Source organism: Terrabacter sp. BE26 (genome assembly GCF_041941675.1).
In the GTDB taxonomy this organism is placed as follows: Bacteria; Actinomycetota; Actinomycetes; order Actinomycetales; family Dermatophilaceae; genus Terrabacter.
This window is the reverse complement of the sequence record NZ_CP090122.1, coordinates 3,664,700-3,678,914: the sequence shown is the minus strand read 5'-3', so window position 1 is coordinate 3,678,914 and position 14,215 is coordinate 3,664,700. Positions and strand designations below refer to the sequence as shown.

The 14,215-nt window shown below is 73.7% G+C and carries 16 protein-coding genes and 1 riboswitch; of the genes, 1 reads left to right on the top strand and 15 read right to left on the bottom strand.

The window, feature by feature from the left end:
• Window positions 1-77: 77 nt before the first annotated feature.
• From LQK93_RS16780 to LQK93_RS16735, 10 genes are all read right to left on the bottom strand, one after another.
• Window positions 78-623, bottom strand: coding sequence for a flavin reductase family protein (locus LQK93_RS16780; RefSeq protein WP_374968906.1), 546 nt, complete (start codon window positions 621-623; stop codon window positions 78-80).
• The gene (locus LQK93_RS16775) at window positions 620-1,030 is read right to left on the bottom strand and encodes a PH domain-containing protein (RefSeq protein ID WP_374968905.1); all 411 of its coding nucleotides are present in this window, start codon (window positions 1,028-1,030) and stop codon (window positions 620-622) included. Before LQK93_RS16775 ends, LQK93_RS16780 begins: the two co-directional genes overlap by 4 nt.
• Window positions 1,031-1,172: 142 nt before the next feature.
• Window positions 1,173-2,018, bottom strand: coding sequence for an ATP phosphoribosyltransferase (gene hisG / locus LQK93_RS16770; RefSeq protein ID WP_374968904.1), 846 nt, complete (start codon window positions 2,016-2,018; stop codon window positions 1,173-1,175).
• 14 nt (window positions 2,019-2,032) lie between these two features.
• Window positions 2,033-2,296 (bottom strand): phosphoribosyl-ATP diphosphatase, encoded by a 264-nt coding sequence (locus tag LQK93_RS16765; protein WP_028785574.1) that lies wholly within the window; start codon window positions 2,294-2,296, stop codon window positions 2,033-2,035.
• A 44-nt stretch (window positions 2,297-2,340) separates the two neighbouring features.
• Window positions 2,341-2,811 carry a 6,7-dimethyl-8-ribityllumazine synthase gene (gene ribH / locus LQK93_RS16760; protein ID WP_374968903.1) on the bottom strand — a complete coding sequence of 157 codons (471 nt, stop codon included), beginning with the start codon at window positions 2,809-2,811 and terminating at the stop codon, window positions 2,341-2,343.
• On the bottom strand, window positions 2,808-4,052 hold the full coding sequence (ribB, locus tag LQK93_RS16755; protein ID WP_374968902.1) for a 3,4-dihydroxy-2-butanone-4-phosphate synthase: 1,245 nt from the start codon (window positions 4,050-4,052) through the stop codon (window positions 2,808-2,810). Before ribB ends, ribH begins: the two co-directional genes overlap by 4 nt.
• Window positions 4,049-4,654 (bottom strand): riboflavin synthase, encoded by a 606-nt coding sequence (locus LQK93_RS16750; protein WP_374968901.1) that lies wholly within the window; start codon window positions 4,652-4,654, stop codon window positions 4,049-4,051. The genes ribB and LQK93_RS16750 overlap by 4 nt, the downstream gene beginning before the upstream one ends.
• Window positions 4,655-4,664: 10 nt before the next feature.
• A complete protein-coding gene (gene ribD / locus LQK93_RS16745; protein WP_374968900.1) occupies window positions 4,665-5,720 on the bottom strand; it encodes a bifunctional diaminohydroxyphosphoribosylaminopyrimidine deaminase/5-amino-6-(5-phosphoribosylamino)uracil reductase RibD in 1,056 nt (351 codons plus the stop codon).
• Between the two features lie 3 nt (window positions 5,721-5,723).
• Window positions 5,724-6,482, bottom strand: a complete 759-nt coding sequence (gene pnuC / locus LQK93_RS16740) for a nicotinamide riboside transporter PnuC (protein WP_374968899.1) — start codon at window positions 6,480-6,482, stop codon at window positions 5,724-5,726.
• 115 nt (window positions 6,483-6,597) lie between these two features.
• Window positions 6,598-6,728: riboswitch (FMN riboswitch) on the bottom strand.
• A gap of 93 nt (window positions 6,729-6,821) precedes the next feature.
• Window positions 6,822-7,652 carry an RDD family protein gene (locus LQK93_RS16735; RefSeq protein ID WP_374968898.1) on the bottom strand — a complete coding sequence of 277 codons (831 nt, stop codon included), beginning with the start codon at window positions 7,650-7,652 and terminating at the stop codon, window positions 6,822-6,824.
• 98 nt (window positions 7,653-7,750) lie between these two features.
• On the opposite strand from LQK93_RS16735, the gene LQK93_RS16730 reads away from it, so the two are divergent.
• Window positions 7,751-8,746 carry a stage II sporulation protein M gene (locus LQK93_RS16730; protein WP_374968897.1) on the top strand — a complete coding sequence of 332 codons (996 nt, stop codon included), beginning with the start codon at window positions 7,751-7,753 and terminating at the stop codon, window positions 8,744-8,746.
• 3 nt (window positions 8,747-8,749) lie between these two features.
• Here the strand turns inward: LQK93_RS16730 and LQK93_RS16725 are convergent, their stop codons facing one another.
• The 5 genes from LQK93_RS16725 to LQK93_RS16705 are packed head-to-tail and all read right to left on the bottom strand — an operon-like array spanning window position 8,750 to window position 14,075.
• Entirely contained in the window at window positions 8,750-10,045 is a 1,296-nt protein-coding gene (locus LQK93_RS16725) for a DUF58 domain-containing protein (protein ID WP_374968896.1), read from the bottom strand.
• A 13-nt stretch (window positions 10,046-10,058) separates the two neighbouring features.
• Entirely contained in the window at window positions 10,059-11,129 is a 1,071-nt protein-coding gene (locus LQK93_RS16720; protein WP_374968895.1) for an AAA family ATPase, read from the bottom strand.
• Entirely contained in the window at window positions 11,126-12,454 is a 1,329-nt protein-coding gene (locus LQK93_RS16715; protein WP_374968894.1) for a DUF4350 domain-containing protein, read from the bottom strand. The genes LQK93_RS16720 and LQK93_RS16715 overlap by 4 nt, the downstream gene beginning before the upstream one ends.
• Entirely contained in the window at window positions 12,451-13,161 is a 711-nt protein-coding gene (locus LQK93_RS16710) for a DUF4129 domain-containing protein (protein ID WP_374968893.1), read from the bottom strand. Before LQK93_RS16710 ends, LQK93_RS16715 begins: the two co-directional genes overlap by 4 nt.
• Window positions 13,158-14,075 carry a glycerophosphoryl diester phosphodiesterase membrane domain-containing protein gene (locus LQK93_RS16705; RefSeq protein WP_374968892.1) on the bottom strand — a complete coding sequence of 306 codons (918 nt, stop codon included), beginning with the start codon at window positions 14,073-14,075 and terminating at the stop codon, window positions 13,158-13,160. Before LQK93_RS16705 ends, LQK93_RS16710 begins: the two co-directional genes overlap by 4 nt.
• Window positions 14,076-14,215 lie beyond the last annotated feature (140 nt).

Here is a 14,215-nt window from a genome sequence, read left to right as displayed (position 1 = left end):
GCCGGCCCGGGCGACCTGGCGACCTCGGAGTTGAGCGACCTCGGAGTTGGGCGACCGGCGCACGCAGTGCGCCCCGCTCAGCCCCAGTAGTCGTCCGTCGCGTCCAGGGCGGCCCCGCCGTCCGGGGCAGGAGACGTACGCCGCTCCGTAACGGTGAGGCGGCCGCGGTAGAAGAGCATGGGACGGCCGGGCCTGCCCTCCTCGAGGTCGTGCACGCGCCCGATGACCACGTCGTGGTCGCCGGCCACGTGAACCTGCTCGACCGAGCAGTGCACGCGCACGAGGACGCCCGGCAGGCTGGGCCCGCCGTGGACGGACCGGGTCCAGTGCAGGCCCTCGAAGCGGGCACCCGTGGACGAGCCGAACCGGGCGACCAGCTCACGCTGGTCGTGCCGCAGCACGTTGACGGTGAACCGACCCTGCTTGCGCATGCGCGGCCACGAGCGGCCGCGGTGGTCGGCGCAGAAGAGGACGAGCGGCGGCCGCAGCGACACGGACGCGAAGGACTGGCAGACGAATCCCACCGGGGCCCCGTCCTCGTCGTAGCCCGTCACGATCGTCACACCGGTCGCGAAGTGGCCCAGGGCGTGCCGCATCCGTTCGGGGCTCGGCTCGCCCGTCACTCGGGCTCCTCCTCCGACCGGTGCGGCTCTCCGGCTTCGCCGAACGCCTGGACGAGTGCTGCCAGCCGCGACGCCTCACGGCCGGCAACCTTGCCGTCCGCCTTCTGGATCGCCATGACGGCCACGGTGTCGCCGTCCTCGAGGTCGAGGCTCACCCAGGGCTCGCCACCGCCGAACTGGACACGGACGATCTCGGGCCACTCCAGGGTCCTGGTCAGCACGAGGTTGCGGACCACGAGGCCGGCACGGCTCGGCACGGCGACGATCGAGGCGTAGCGCCAGGCGATGAAGGCGATGAGCGCGCCCAGGCCGAAGAACATCAGGCCGTCGCCGAGGCCCCAACCGGAGCCGCTCTGGGTGGACATGACCAGGGCGATGGCGCCGAAGACCACGAGGGCGGACCACATGGCGCCCAGGGCGACGACTCGGCCGCGCCTCGAGCGAAAGGGGGCCAGGGCGTCCGGGGCCGGCTGCGCGCCCGACTGACGGGCAGGTCCGCGGCTCACCGCGTCACGCCCGCCGTCCCACCGTCATGCCCACACCCCGCAGTCACAGGCGGCAGGCCGCGATGTCGGTCACCAGGATCGCCCGGGCGCCGAGGTCGTAGAGCTCGTCCATGAGCCGGTTGCGGCCGATCCGCGGCACCATCGCGCGCACGGCCACCCACGACTCGTCCTGCATCGGGGAGACCGTCGGCGACTCCAGTCCGGGCGTCAGCTCGCACGCCTTGTCGACGAGGTCCCTGGGGCAGTCGTAGTCGAGCATGACGTACGTCCGCGCCGTGATGACACCGGCGATGCGGCGCTGGAGCACCTCGATGGCCTGCGCCTCGCCGGGACGGTCACCGCGGATGAGCACGGCCTCCGAGCGCAGGATGGGCTCGCCGAAGACCTCGAGACCCTGCTGCCGCAGCGTCGTCCCGGTCTCGACGACGTCGGCGATGCAGTCCGCGACGCCGAGCGTGATCGCCGTCTCGACGGCACCGTCGAGGCGCACGACCTCCGCCGACAGCGCACGCGCGGCGAGGTCGGCGCGGACGAGGCCGGCATACGACGTCGCGACCCGCTTGCCGGCGATGTCCTCGACGGTGGCCACGTGACCGGGCTTGCCGGCATACCGGAAGGTGGAGGCCCCGAAGCCGAGCGACATGACCTCGACGGCGGCGGAGCCGGAGTCGAGCAGCAGGTCGCGACCGGTGACGCCGGCGTCGACGGTGCCCGAACCGACGTAGACCGCGATGTCGCGCGGCCGCAGGTAGAAGAACTCGACCTCGTTCTCGGCGTCGGTGACGACGAGCTCCTTGCTGTCACGGCGCGTGCGGTAGCCCGCCTCACGCAGCAGCTCGACGGTCGCGTCGGACAGGGAACCCTTGTTGGGCACAGCGATTCGCAGCATGTCGGTGGAGGTCCTCAGAGGTGGGAGTAGACGTCGTCGAGCGAGATGCCCTTGGCGAGCATGAGGACCTGCAGGTGGTAGAGCAGCTGGCTGATCTCCTCGGCCGCCTCGTCGTTCGACTGGTACTCGGCGGCCATCCACACCTCGGCCGCCTCCTCGACGATCTTCTTGCCGATCGCGTGGACGCCGGCGTCGAGCTGCGCGACGGTGCCCGACCCCTCGGGCCGGGTCTGCGCCTTCTCGGCCAGCTCGGCGTACAGCTGCTCAAAGCTCTTCACGGTGCCCCAGCCTACGGGCCCCCCGGGTGCACCCCCGACGGTGCTCACGAGGTGGCGACGGCACGCAGCGCGACGACGGTCGCGACCGCGGCCGACGCGGCCTCGTGGCCCTTGTCCTCGGTCGAGCCCGGGAGCCCGGCGCGGTCGATCGCCTGCGCTTCGTCGTCGCAGGTGAGCACCCCGAAGCCGATCGGCGTCCCAGTGCGCACCGAGACGTCGGTGATGCCCATGGTCGCCGCCTGGCACACGTACTCGAAGTGGGGCGTGCCGCCGCGGATGACCACGCCCAGCGCCACGAGCGCGTCGTAGCGCTCCGCGAGCGACGCGCACGCCACGGGCAGCTCGAAGGTGCCGGGCACGCGGACCACGTCGACGTCGGTGACACCCGCGTCGGCGAGTCCGCGTCGGACCCCGTCGAGTAGGCCGTCCATCACCTGCTGGTGCCAGCTCGCCGCGACGACCGCGACCCGCAGCCCACTTCCGTCGGTCGTGATGGTGGGGGCGCCGCTCTTCATGCCGTCTCCTTGCCGCCGTGGTGGTCGTTCGTCACCGGGATGTCGTGACCCATGCGGTCGCGCTTGGTCGTGAGGTAGTGCTCGTTGTGCTCGCCCATCGGCCCGTGGAGCCGCTCGACCGCGACCACGTCGAGGCCGAGCCGGCGCAGGGATGAGACCTTCTTCGGGTTGTTCGTCAGCAGGACGACCTGCGTCGCGCCGAGGTCGTGCAGGATCGCCGCCCCCGCCGCGTACTCCCTTGCGTCGACGGGGAGCCCAAGTGCCGTCTGCGCGTCGACGGTGTCGGCACCCGCGTCCTGCTGGGCGTACGCGCGGAGCTTGTCGACGAGCCCGACGCCGCGTCCCTCGTGTCCCCCGAGGTAGACGACGACCCCACCCTCCCGGCCGACCCGCGACAGTGCAGCCTGCAGCTGGGGCCCGCAGTCGCACCGCAGCGACCCGAAGGCGTCGCCCGTGAGGCACTCGGAGTGCATGCGGGTCAGGACGGGCCCCGAGGACCGGTGGCCGTGGAGCCCGCGCGGGCTGACGAGGGCGACGTGCTCGTCGCCCGTCAGGGTGTCGCGGTAGCCGTGGGCGGTGAACGTGCCGTGGACGGTCGGGATCCGGGTCGTCGCGAGCCGCTCCACCCGGTCGAGGCGCTGACGGTGGTCGATCAGCTGCTCGATCGTGATGACGGGGAGCCCGAACTCCGCCCCCAGCGCCACGACGGCGTCGAGGCGCATCATCGTGCCGTCGTCGTGGACGAGCTCGCCGATGACGCCGACGGGTGACAGCCCCGCGAGCCGGGTGAGGTCGACCGCCGCCTCCGTGTGACCCGGGCGCGTCAGCACCCCGCCGGGGCGGGCTCGCAGCGGCAGGATGTGCCCGGGCCGGATGAGGTCGGCCGGGGCGGAGTCGGGGTCGGCGAGCACCTGGGCGGTGCGGAGCCGGTCGGCGGCGCTGATGCCGGTGCTGATGCCGGACGCGGCGTCGACGGACACGGTGTAGGCGGTGCGAAGCGGGTCGCGGTTCTCGGCCACCATGAGCGGCAGCTCCAGCCGGTCGGCGACCTCGCCGGGCATCGGGGCGCAGAGGTAGCCGGACGAGTGCCGGATCGTCCACGCCATCCACTCCTCGGTGGCCGTCTCCGCCGCGAGCACGAGATCGCCCTCGTTCTCGCGGCCCTCGTCGTCGAGGACGAGAACCGGGCGGCCGGCCCGAAGCGCGTCGAACGCCTCCTCGACCGTCGCGAGCCCGCTCATGACACGGCCTCCTGCCGGTGGCTCAGCAGCCGCTCGACGTACTTGGCGATGACGTCGACCTCGAGGTTGACGACATCACCGACTCCCTTGTGGCCCAAGGTCGTCAGGTCGAGCGTGGTGGGGATGAGGGATACGCCGAAGGAGTCGACGCCGACGTGCGCCACCGTGAGCGACACCCCATCCACGGTGATGGAGCCCTTCTCGACCACGTATGCCGCGAGGCCGGGTGGGAGGGTGAAGTCCACCGTCTCCCAGCGGTCCCCGGGCGTGCGCGCAGTGATGGTCGCGGTGCCGTCCACGTGTCCCTGCACGACGTGGCCGCCGAACCGGCCGTCCGCGGGCATGGCGCGCTCCAGGTTGACCCGGTCGCCCGGAGCGAGATCGCCGAGGCTGCTGCGCTCCAGGGTCTCGGCCATGACGTCGACGGAGAATCCGGTCGCGTCGTGCTCCGTGACGGTGAGGCACACGCCGTTGACGGCGATGGAGGCGCCGTGCGTCGCGTCAGAGACCACGAGCGGCCCCTCGATGCGCAGCACCGCCGAGGCGCTGCCGTGCTCGATGCCGGCCACGGTGCCGAGCTCCTCGATGATTCCGGTGAACATGTCTGTCTCCTCAGGGTCTTGCGAGCGCGGGGGCATCGGCCCCGACGGTGTCGTCGTGCGCCGGGACGGCATGGATGCGGACGTCTCCCCCGACCACTGCGACGTCGACGAGCCGCAGCCGGAGCGCGTCCGCGATGGTGTGGATGCCGAGGTTGGCGACTGCGGCGCGGCCGGCGCCGAGGAGCGCGGGGGCGACGTACGCGTACACGTCGTCGACGAGTCCGCCGTCGAGGAAGGCTGCCGCCAGGGTCGGCCCTCCCTCGAGCCAGACGTCGCGGACGCCACTGCGCCACAAGGTGTCCAGCGCCTCACGGGGGTCACGGGTCTCCAGCCGGACGACGTCCCCGGGTCCGTCGTGCACGCGGGCTCCCGCAGGGAGCCCGCGCAGCCCCATCACGACCCGGAGGGGCTGGTGCGGCGCGACCGTGCCGTCTGGCATACGTACGGTGAGCCGCGGGTCGTCGGCCAGCGCGGTGCCGGTGCCGACGAGGACCGCGTCGCGGGTGGCCCGCAGCTCGTGGACGTCGGCACGCGCCTCCTCGCCCGTTACCCACTGGCTCGTGCCGTCCGCGGCCGCGCTCCGGCCGTCGAGTGTCGTCGCCAGCTTCCACGTCACGAGGGGACGGCCGAGGACGACGGTGCGGGCCCAGCGCTCGTTGAGGGCGGCCGCCTCGTCGGCGAGCACGCCTCCGGAGACCTGGATGCCTGCGGCGTGCAGCCGCTCGGCCCCACCGGCCGCGTCAGGGTTCGGGTCGGACTGCGCGAAGACGACGCGCGCCACGCCGGTCGCGACCAGCAGGTCGGTGCACGGACCGGTGCGTCCGGTGTGGGAGCAGGGCTCGAGCGTCACGTAGGCCGTGGCACCTCGGGCCGCGTCGCCCGCCGCACGCAGAGCCTCCACCTCGGCGTGCGGCGTACCGGCGCCGTCATGGAACCCTTCGCCGACCACGGTCCCGTCGGGCGCGACGACGACGCAGCCGACGCGCGGGTTCGGGTCGGGCCAGGGACCGGACGCGGCGAGCTGCAGGGCCCGCCGCATCCACTTGGACGTCGACGTCTCACCCATGGGTCAGCCGGAGGACCTGGCGAGCTCGGGCTCGACGTCGCGCTCCGCGACCCGTGAGGCCTTGACCCACCGGGTGAAGCCGTAGAGGACGAAGAGGCCGTAGAAGGCGTAGAGCACGGCGGTCGGCACGTAGTCGGTGGCGAAGGCGAACGGGACGCCGACCAGGTCGACGCCGATCCACGCCAGCCAGAACTCGTTCCAGCCGCGGGCCATCGCGTACGTCGCGACGATGGAGCCGACGAAGATCCAGGCGTCGCACCAGTAGAACCACCAGGCGGGCGTGAAGAACGGGTTCGGCGAGAGGTTCCACAGCCAGACGAAGACCTGGTGGACGACGACGGTGCCGATGAGCCAGAAGGCGACGACGGCGATCCGCTCGCGGCCCGTCGCCCAGCGTGGCGTGATGGCCACGCCCCCGGCGTCGTTCGCGTGGTTGAGCTGGCGCACCTTGGCCCAGCGCCACCAGCCGTAGATGCTCGTGACGATGAAGAAGACCTGCCGCCCGGCCTGCCCGAAGAGCGGGATGCGCTCGTCGGCCCCGAAGACCGCGCCGAGGTAGACGAAGAACAGCATGATGTTCGCGACGATCCCGACCGGCCAGGCCGCCACCCAGCGGCGCATGCCGAGGTAGGCCGACGCGAGCCCGATGAGGACGCCGACCAGCTCGAGCCAGTGCAGCTGGTAGGGCCCGAAGGGGATGGTCGCGTCGATGGCCTGTTGGAAGACGTTCTTCGTCTGGTCGGCCAGAGCTAGAGCCTGCATGTGGTGTTCGTCCCTCGGTGGTTCGTCGGATCCTGGACGAACTCCGGGGTGCTCCACACGCCACGTGGTCGGGGACGGGTCTGACGACGCCGACGGCCCAGGCCACCACGGCCTGTCTCGTGCTGCCTCCCATCCGGACTTTCACCGTCGGTCCTGGAGTTTCACCAGGTCAACCGGCCGCTGGATGCGGTCGGGTCGCGGACTGTAACCGCCGGCTCGGAATTACACCGACCCCGGAGCACGTACAGCCAGTATGCACCCGGTGCCACGCCGACGGCACACCGCGACCGCGTGACGGCCACCACGGGCCGCGGTCAGCGACCCGGCGCCGGTGCCGGGCTACGGCTCGCGGGGCAGGACGGCGTGGCGCACCCGCTCGTCCCGGGCGATCCGGAGCAGGTCGCGGCGGTAGCGCTCGGCGGCGACGGCCCGCAGGACGGTTTCGGGATGGTGGCCGGGCGGCGGTGGCGGGGCGACCGAGACGAGCACCTGTGCGAGCAGCTGGCGTCCGTGCGCGTCGCGGGCCCCGGGCGCCAACGACGCCGCGCGCGGGAGGAACTGGCGCAGAGCGGCGGCCAGGCCCGGGTCGAGCGGCGCGATGTCGGCCCGGGCGGCCCACTCCGCCAGCTCGGCCGGCATCTGCGGAGGTGGGGCGAGCGCCAGGCGGCTGCGCTCGGAGACGACATAGGTGCCTGCCGCCTGGTCACCGAGCCGTTTGACGCGGGAGCTCGAGAGGGCAGCGACGAAGGCCGCGACACCGGTCGTCAGGTAGATCTCGGGCCAGCCGACGAGCGCCCGGGTCAGGGTGTGCCGCGACGACACCGGACCGCCGTCGTCGCGGACGACCCGCAGGCCCATGACGAGCTTGCCGAGGGTGCGCCCGCGGGTCAGCGCCTCAGTGGTGGCGGGGACACCGACGAGCACCCCGACGACGACGACGATGACCGCTGTGCGGCTGACGGCCTCCGACGAGTGCTCGGTGAGGCTGCTGGCCACGACGACGAGTCCCCAGCAGGTGAGGCCGTAGACGAGCAGGTCGATGAGGCCCGACACCAGGCGCGATCCGAGGTTGGCGACGGGCAGCTCGATGGCCACTCCCTCACCGGTCACCGACTCCTGGGCCGCGTACCCGCGGTAGGGGGCGGGGGCGCTGCGCGCGTTCGCCGTCACAGGGGGCAGGCTAGCGGTTCGGGCGAGTTCGACGCGCCCATCAGCGGGTCGGTGACGGAGACGGCCGGCTGCGGTTCGCGCGCGGTTAGGGTGACGCCGTGAACGTCGACGCGCTCGTGACCGCGCACCGCGAGCAGTGGGACCGGCTCGACGCGCTCAGCAAGCGTCGTCGCCTTTCCGCGGCCGAGGCGGACGAGCTGCTCGACCTCTACCAGCGCGTCTCCACCCACCTGTCCCAGGTGCGCTCGACGGCTCCCGACCCCTCGATCGTGCGGCACCTCTCGCTGCTGCTGACCCGGGCCCGGCTCTCGCTGGCCGGGCGGCACGCGTCGACCTGGTCCGGCCTGCTCGCCTTCTTCACGCGCACCTTCCCGGCAGCGCTCTACGACCTGCGTCGCTGGTGGGTGTCGACGCTCGTGGCCAGCATGGTCCTCACGGCGCTCGTCGCGGCGTGGACCATCGCCCACCCCGAGCTCTACACCTCGCAGCTGTCGGCGGAGCAGATCCGTGCCTACGTCGACACCGACTTCGCCGGCTACTACACGACATTCGCCCACCACGAGTTCGCGACCCAGGTGTGGGTCAACAACGCCTGGGTCTCCGCCCAGTGCATCGCCTTCGGCGCGCTCGGCCTGCCGGTGCTCTTCGTCCTCTGGCAGAACGTCGTCAACCTCGGCGTCGTCGCGGCGCTCATGGTCAGCCACGACCGCACGTCGCTCTTCCTCGGCCTGATCCTGCCCCACGGCCTCCTCGAGCTGACGGCCGTCTTCGTCGCCGGCGGGGCGGGGCTGCGGCTCTTCTGGTCCTGGGTGGATCCCGGGCCCCGGTCGCGCTCGGCGTCGTTCGCGCGGACGGGTCGCACGGTCGTCGGGATCGCCCTCGGCCTCGTCGCGGTGCTGCTCGTGAGCGGCCTCATCGAGGGGTTCGTGACGCCGTCCGGCCTTCCCACCGTGGCGCGCATCGCGACCGGCCTCGTCGCATGGACCGCCTTCCTCCTCTACGTGTTCGTGGTCGGGCGGCGCGCCCACCGCGCGGGCTTCACGGGGGACGTCGCCCCCCACGCCGCCGGCGACGCGGCCCCCGTCGCCGGCTGAGCGTCAGAGCAGGCCCTCGCTCTTGAGCCGGAGGTAGTGGTCGGCGAGACGTGGCGGCAGCGCGTCGGCATCGGCGTCGACGACGTCGACGCCCAGTCGCTCGAGGGCCTCGGCAACCCTGCGCCGCCGGCTGGTCGTGCGCTCCGCCGCCGCGGCCGCGTATGTGTCCTGCACCGTGTCGCGAGCCAGGCGCAGGGCCGTGACCGCGGGGTCCGAGACGCTCGCGACGACCACCCGGTGCCGGCTCACCAGGGCAGGGAGCACCGGGAGGAGGCCCTCCTCGACCGCTGCCGGCTCGAGGGGAGTCAGCAGCACGACGAGCGCCCGGTGGTGACCGCGGCCCACGAGCCCTGAGACGAGCGCCGTCCAGTCGGCCTCGACGAGCGCAGCGTCGACCGGTGCGAGCGCGGAGACGACGTCCGCGAGCAGGCTGCTCCGTTCGGCCGAGGCCCCGACGCGGACGCGGACCGCCTGGTCGCCGGCGACGACGTCGACCCGGTCGTGGGCCCGGCTCGCGAGGGCCGTGAGCAGCAGCGCGGCATCCATCGCCGCATCGAGACGCGGCGCGTCGCCGACCCGTCCGGCGCTGGTTCGGGAGGTGTCGATGACGATGACGACGTGGCGGTGTTGCTCCGGCTGCCAGGTGCGCACCACGACCGACCTGCGCCGGGCGGTGGCCCGCCAGTCGATGGAGCGCACGTCGTCGCCCTCGACGTAGTCGCGCAGCGAGTCGAACTCGGTGCCCTGGCCGCGGCGCCGCACGGCAGAGCGCCCGTCGATCTCGCGCAGTCGTGAGAGCCGGCTGGGCAGGTGTCGTCGCGACGGGAACGGGTGCAGGACCCTCAGGCTGCCGGGCACCGCGGTCGAGCGCTGGCGGCCCGCCAGCCCCAGCGGACCCAGGGTGCGCACGGTGACGAGGTCGGCCACGCGGTCGCCGCGGCGCGTCGGGTGCAGCGGCGTGCGGACGCGGACCCGCTCACCAGCGGGGACGCGCAGCGGCTGCCGGTCAGGGGCGGCCCCGGTCGAGGGCGGCCAGGCGTCGCGCAGCAACCCACGCACCCCGCGCCGACCGGGGTTGGTGACGAGCAGGTCGCTGTGGACGGTCTCGCCCAGCCGCACCTGGGCCGGGGCCCTGCGCTCCAGACGGAGGCGTCGCGGTGACGGTGCCAGCGCGACGTCGGCGGCTGCGAGCAGCGCGACGGTCAGGACCCACAGGGCCACGGTGGTCGCCGTCGGCCACCACACGAGCAGGACCGCGCCGGCGAGCAGGGCCCACGCGGCGCGCGTCGTCACGACCACGGACGGTCCCGGCTCACCGCGGCACGGGCACGGACGCGAGCGCGCTGTCGAGGACGGCGCTGATGCTGACGCCCTCGAGCTCGGCCTCCGGACGCAGGGCAAGACGGTGGGCCAGGGTGGCGTGCGCGAGCGCCTTGACGTCGTCGGGCGTGACGAACCAGCGGCCGTTGAGCCAGGCCCACGCGCGGCTCGTGGCGAGCAGCGCGGTGGCGCCGCGTGTGCTGACCCCGAGTGAGATCGACGGCGTCGTGCGGGTCGCCCGCGCGACGTCGACGATGTAGCCCGCGATCTCGGGCGAGACCTCGACCCGGCGGACGGCCTCTGCCCCGGCCTCGAGGTCGGACCGGCTCGCGACGGCCCGGATTCCGACGGTCGAGAGGTCGCGCGGGTCGAAGCCCGAGGCGTGCCGGCGGAGCACGGCCACCTCGTCGTCCCGCGGCGGCAGCTGGAGCGTCACCTTGAGCAGGAAGCGGTCGAGCTGCGCCTCCGGCAGCGGGTAGGTGCCCTCGTACTCGACGGGGTTCTGCGTGGCCGCGACGAGGAACGGCGTCGGGAGCGCCCGTGGCTGGCCCTCGACGCTGACCTGCCGCTCCTCCATGGCCTCGAGCATCGCCGACTGGGTCTTCGGCGGGGTGCGGTTGATCTCGTCGGCGAGCAGCAGGTTGGTGAAGACGGGTCCCTCGCGGAACGTGAAGTCGGAGGTGCGGGGGTCGAGCACGAGGGAGCCCGTGACGTCGCCCGGCATGAGGTCGGGCGTGAACTGGACGCGGGTGGTCGTGAGGTCGAGCGCGGCGGCGAGGGAACGCACGAGCAGCGTCTTGGCCACCCCGGGCACGCCCTCGAGAAGCAGGTGGCCGCGGGCCAGGAGCGCGACGATGGCCGCGCTGACCGCGGCGTCCTGCCCCACGACCGCCTTGGCAATCTCGGCGCGCACGGCGCCAAGGGCGTGGCGTGCGGCATCCGACGCGTCCTGGCCGACGTCGCCGACCGCATACGGCGTCGCGTCCCGGGACGCGTCGGGAAGGGCGGCGGGCGTCGGCACGGTGGCGACCTCCCGGGTCTGGGGTTCTGGCATCTGGCTCATGCGTCTCGCACGCTCTCCTCGAGGTCGGCCAGCCCCTGTGAGAGCAGGAGCAGATCACGGTCGGTGGTCGGGTCGGGGCCGTCGAGCAGCCGCTCGACGTGGGAACGGGGGACCCCGGACGCCCGCGTGACGGCCTCGACGAGGGCGACGACAGGTGTCGTGGGCGGGAGGCCGAGGCGGTCGGCGAGGCGGGTCCGGCTGCCGACGCGCAGGACGCGCGCCGCGAACGGCCGGTCCGCGGCCCGGTGGTAGAGCCGGCCACGGGCCTCGGTGGTCTCGCTGGCGCGGACGACGACGGGCAGGGGTTCGACGACGAGGCGCCCGAGCCGTCGCCCGCGGGCCAGGGCGAAGGCGATGACGGCGGCCGCCAGGAGCCAGGCGACCGGTCCGAGCCAGACGGGGACGCCGCGGCCCGGATCCGCGACGGGCTCGCCCGACGGGTCGGGGGCGTCGAGGTCGGAGAGGCCGGGGACGTACCAGAGCAGGTGCTCGCTGGGCCCGAGGGCACGCAGGGCGAGGGCGGCGTGGGCGTCGGTGAGCACCTCGCCGTTGCTCACGGCTCGTGCCGACCCGAGCACCACGGTCTCGGGGGCCCGGTCCCGCGCGGGCAGGACGACGACAGCACCGGACCGGCGCGGCGCTCCGTCCGTGGCCGTGGCTGCGGTGCCGGCGGGCGGGGGCGACGGGAAGCAGCTCGTCGCGTCCCCAGCGGGGTCTGACGGGCTCGATGGGCTCGACCCGTCCAGCGGGCCGTAGCTGGTCCAGGCCGCGGAGAGCCGGTCGCCCGGGTGGGCGACCTCGGAGGTGCACCCCGCGGTGAGCGCGGTGCTGCCGCGGCCGGCGACGGTCAGCGGCAGCTGGAGGTCCTGCAGCTCGACGTCGTCCGGCTGCACGAGCACGAACCGCCGGGTCTGCTCGACTGCGCGGGTCAGCCGCTCGGCGGCGCCCGTGCCGAGGTAGGAGGCGTCGGCCATGACGACGGTCCACGTGCTGCGCGGGCCGGAGGCGTCGAGGGTGCGCTCGAGGTCGTCGACGCTGCGGACCACCGACACGTCGACGCCTTGTCGGCGAAGGACCTCGGTGACCGCCCGGCCACCGCTGTGCCCGGTGTCGTCCGGGTCGAGCGGTGCGCCCGACAGGCGCGGCCCGGAGACGACCATGACGAGCAGGCTGAGCGCCACGCCTGCCGCCACCACCAGCACGAGGATGCGAACGACCGTGCGTCGCCGGCTGCGCGGCGGCCGAGGCGGGACGGTCGTGATCCAGGCGGTCAGGCCGGGAGTCGGCTCCGCCGTGGGGGCCCCGTCGCGGGCCGCGGTGCTCACCGTGCTCCCCCGGCGCTCGCGCCGGCCCCGGCCAGGCTGCCTGTCTGGGTGCTGGTTGCGCTGTCGCTCCCTGCGGCGGCCAGGAGCGGCCGCGTCACTCGCAGCCGGGAGTCCAGGGCGAGGACGGCCCGTGCGTCGTCGAGCCCCACCGACGCCCGCCCGTAGACGACGCGGTCGAAGAGGTCGGCTGCTGCTCGGACCTCGCCGTCCTCGGCCGGGAAGACGAGGGCGAGCGCGGTACCGATCTCGTGTGCCGTGCGCCCCGGCACGTCGTCGAGCAGCGTCCGCTCGGCGCAGGCCGCCGCGACCGCACGGAACGCGTCGGCCGTGGCAGCGGCGGCGTCCCCTCGTCCGAGGGCCGACTCCGCGCGGGCACGGTAGCCGTGCGCACTGAGCAGGGGATGGTCGAGGACCTCGCCTCGCCTCACGGCTCGGGAGGCGGTGGGCGAGCGCCGAACCGCGACGAGCAGGATCACGACGACCACGAGGGCGAGCACCGCCAGCACCAGGGGGAGCGCCCACTCGGGCGCCGCGACCTGGCCACCGGCGCCTGACAGGTGCTGCTGCAGCCAGTCGAGGATGCGCTGGAGCAGGCTGCGGTCGTCGGCGTAGGCCGGCGAGGCCAGCTCGTGGGCGAGCCAGGACCGGGCCTGCTCGACGCCGGGGTCGAGCGGCGGGCGGGCGGGCAGGGGCACCGCGACGGTCACGTCATCGGGGCGTCGTGGCCCTGCTGCGTCTGCAGCAGCGCCAGGTCGAGCCCCTCGTAGCGGATGCGCTGGTCGACGTAGAGCAGCGAGTCGACCCCCGAGCTGAAGGGCGTCGTGAGCACGCTCTGGACGAGGACCGACACGGCCTGCAGGAGGACGAACATCCAGGCGGCACTCGTGATGGAGGCGCCGGCGATCACGCCCACGACGAGCCCCACCGGGGCTGTGAGGACCGAGCCGACGATCCCGACCACGATGGCGGTGAGCAGACGGATGCCGAGGATCCGCCAGAAGCCCCGCTTGCGCGTCAGCTGCCACGAGCGCCGCAGCGCCCGGACCGGCCCGGCACCCTCGAGCACGACGATCGTGACGGCGAAGGCCCACCGGACGCTGAAGAGGACGAAGGCGACGACGCCCACGACGACGGCGACGAACGTGACGAAGGCTGCAGCGCTGCCGTCGCCGCGGCCGCTCGTGGCCCACGCCACCGCGACGCCGCCGACGAGGAGCGCACCGAGCACGACGGCAGCGAGGCCGACGAGGAGCACCACGCCCAACGCCTGCAGGATCCGACCGCGCGCCGCGCGAGCGGTGTCGCCGAGGCCGATGCGCCGGCCCTGGACACCCTGCCCCACGACAACGGCCATGAACAGGGGCAGCAGCAACGCGGTCACGTAGACGGCGAGCCCGGGGGCGAAGGAGGCGATGACCCCACCGCCCATGAACGTGGCGGCGAAGCCGGACGGGTCGCCGGAGCCGTCTGCGGAGGGGTCGAACGTCGGGTCCAGGCCGGCGGCGCCGGACGGGGTCGAGGCGAACCACAGGCCGAGGAGGGTCAGGGGCACCAGGACGACAGCGGTCGTAACGAGCGCGAGGCCGATGGTGGCGGCGGCGTTGGCCCGGACAGCCGTCATGACACCGCCCCAGATCTCCCCGAGGGTCAGGGGTCGGAGCGGGATGATGCCCGGCTTCGGCGCCAGCAGCGGCGGTGCCCACCCGGGCGGCCGGGTGCCGTCCGAGGGGCCGAGCCCTGCCGGCAGAGCCTGCGGCCCGA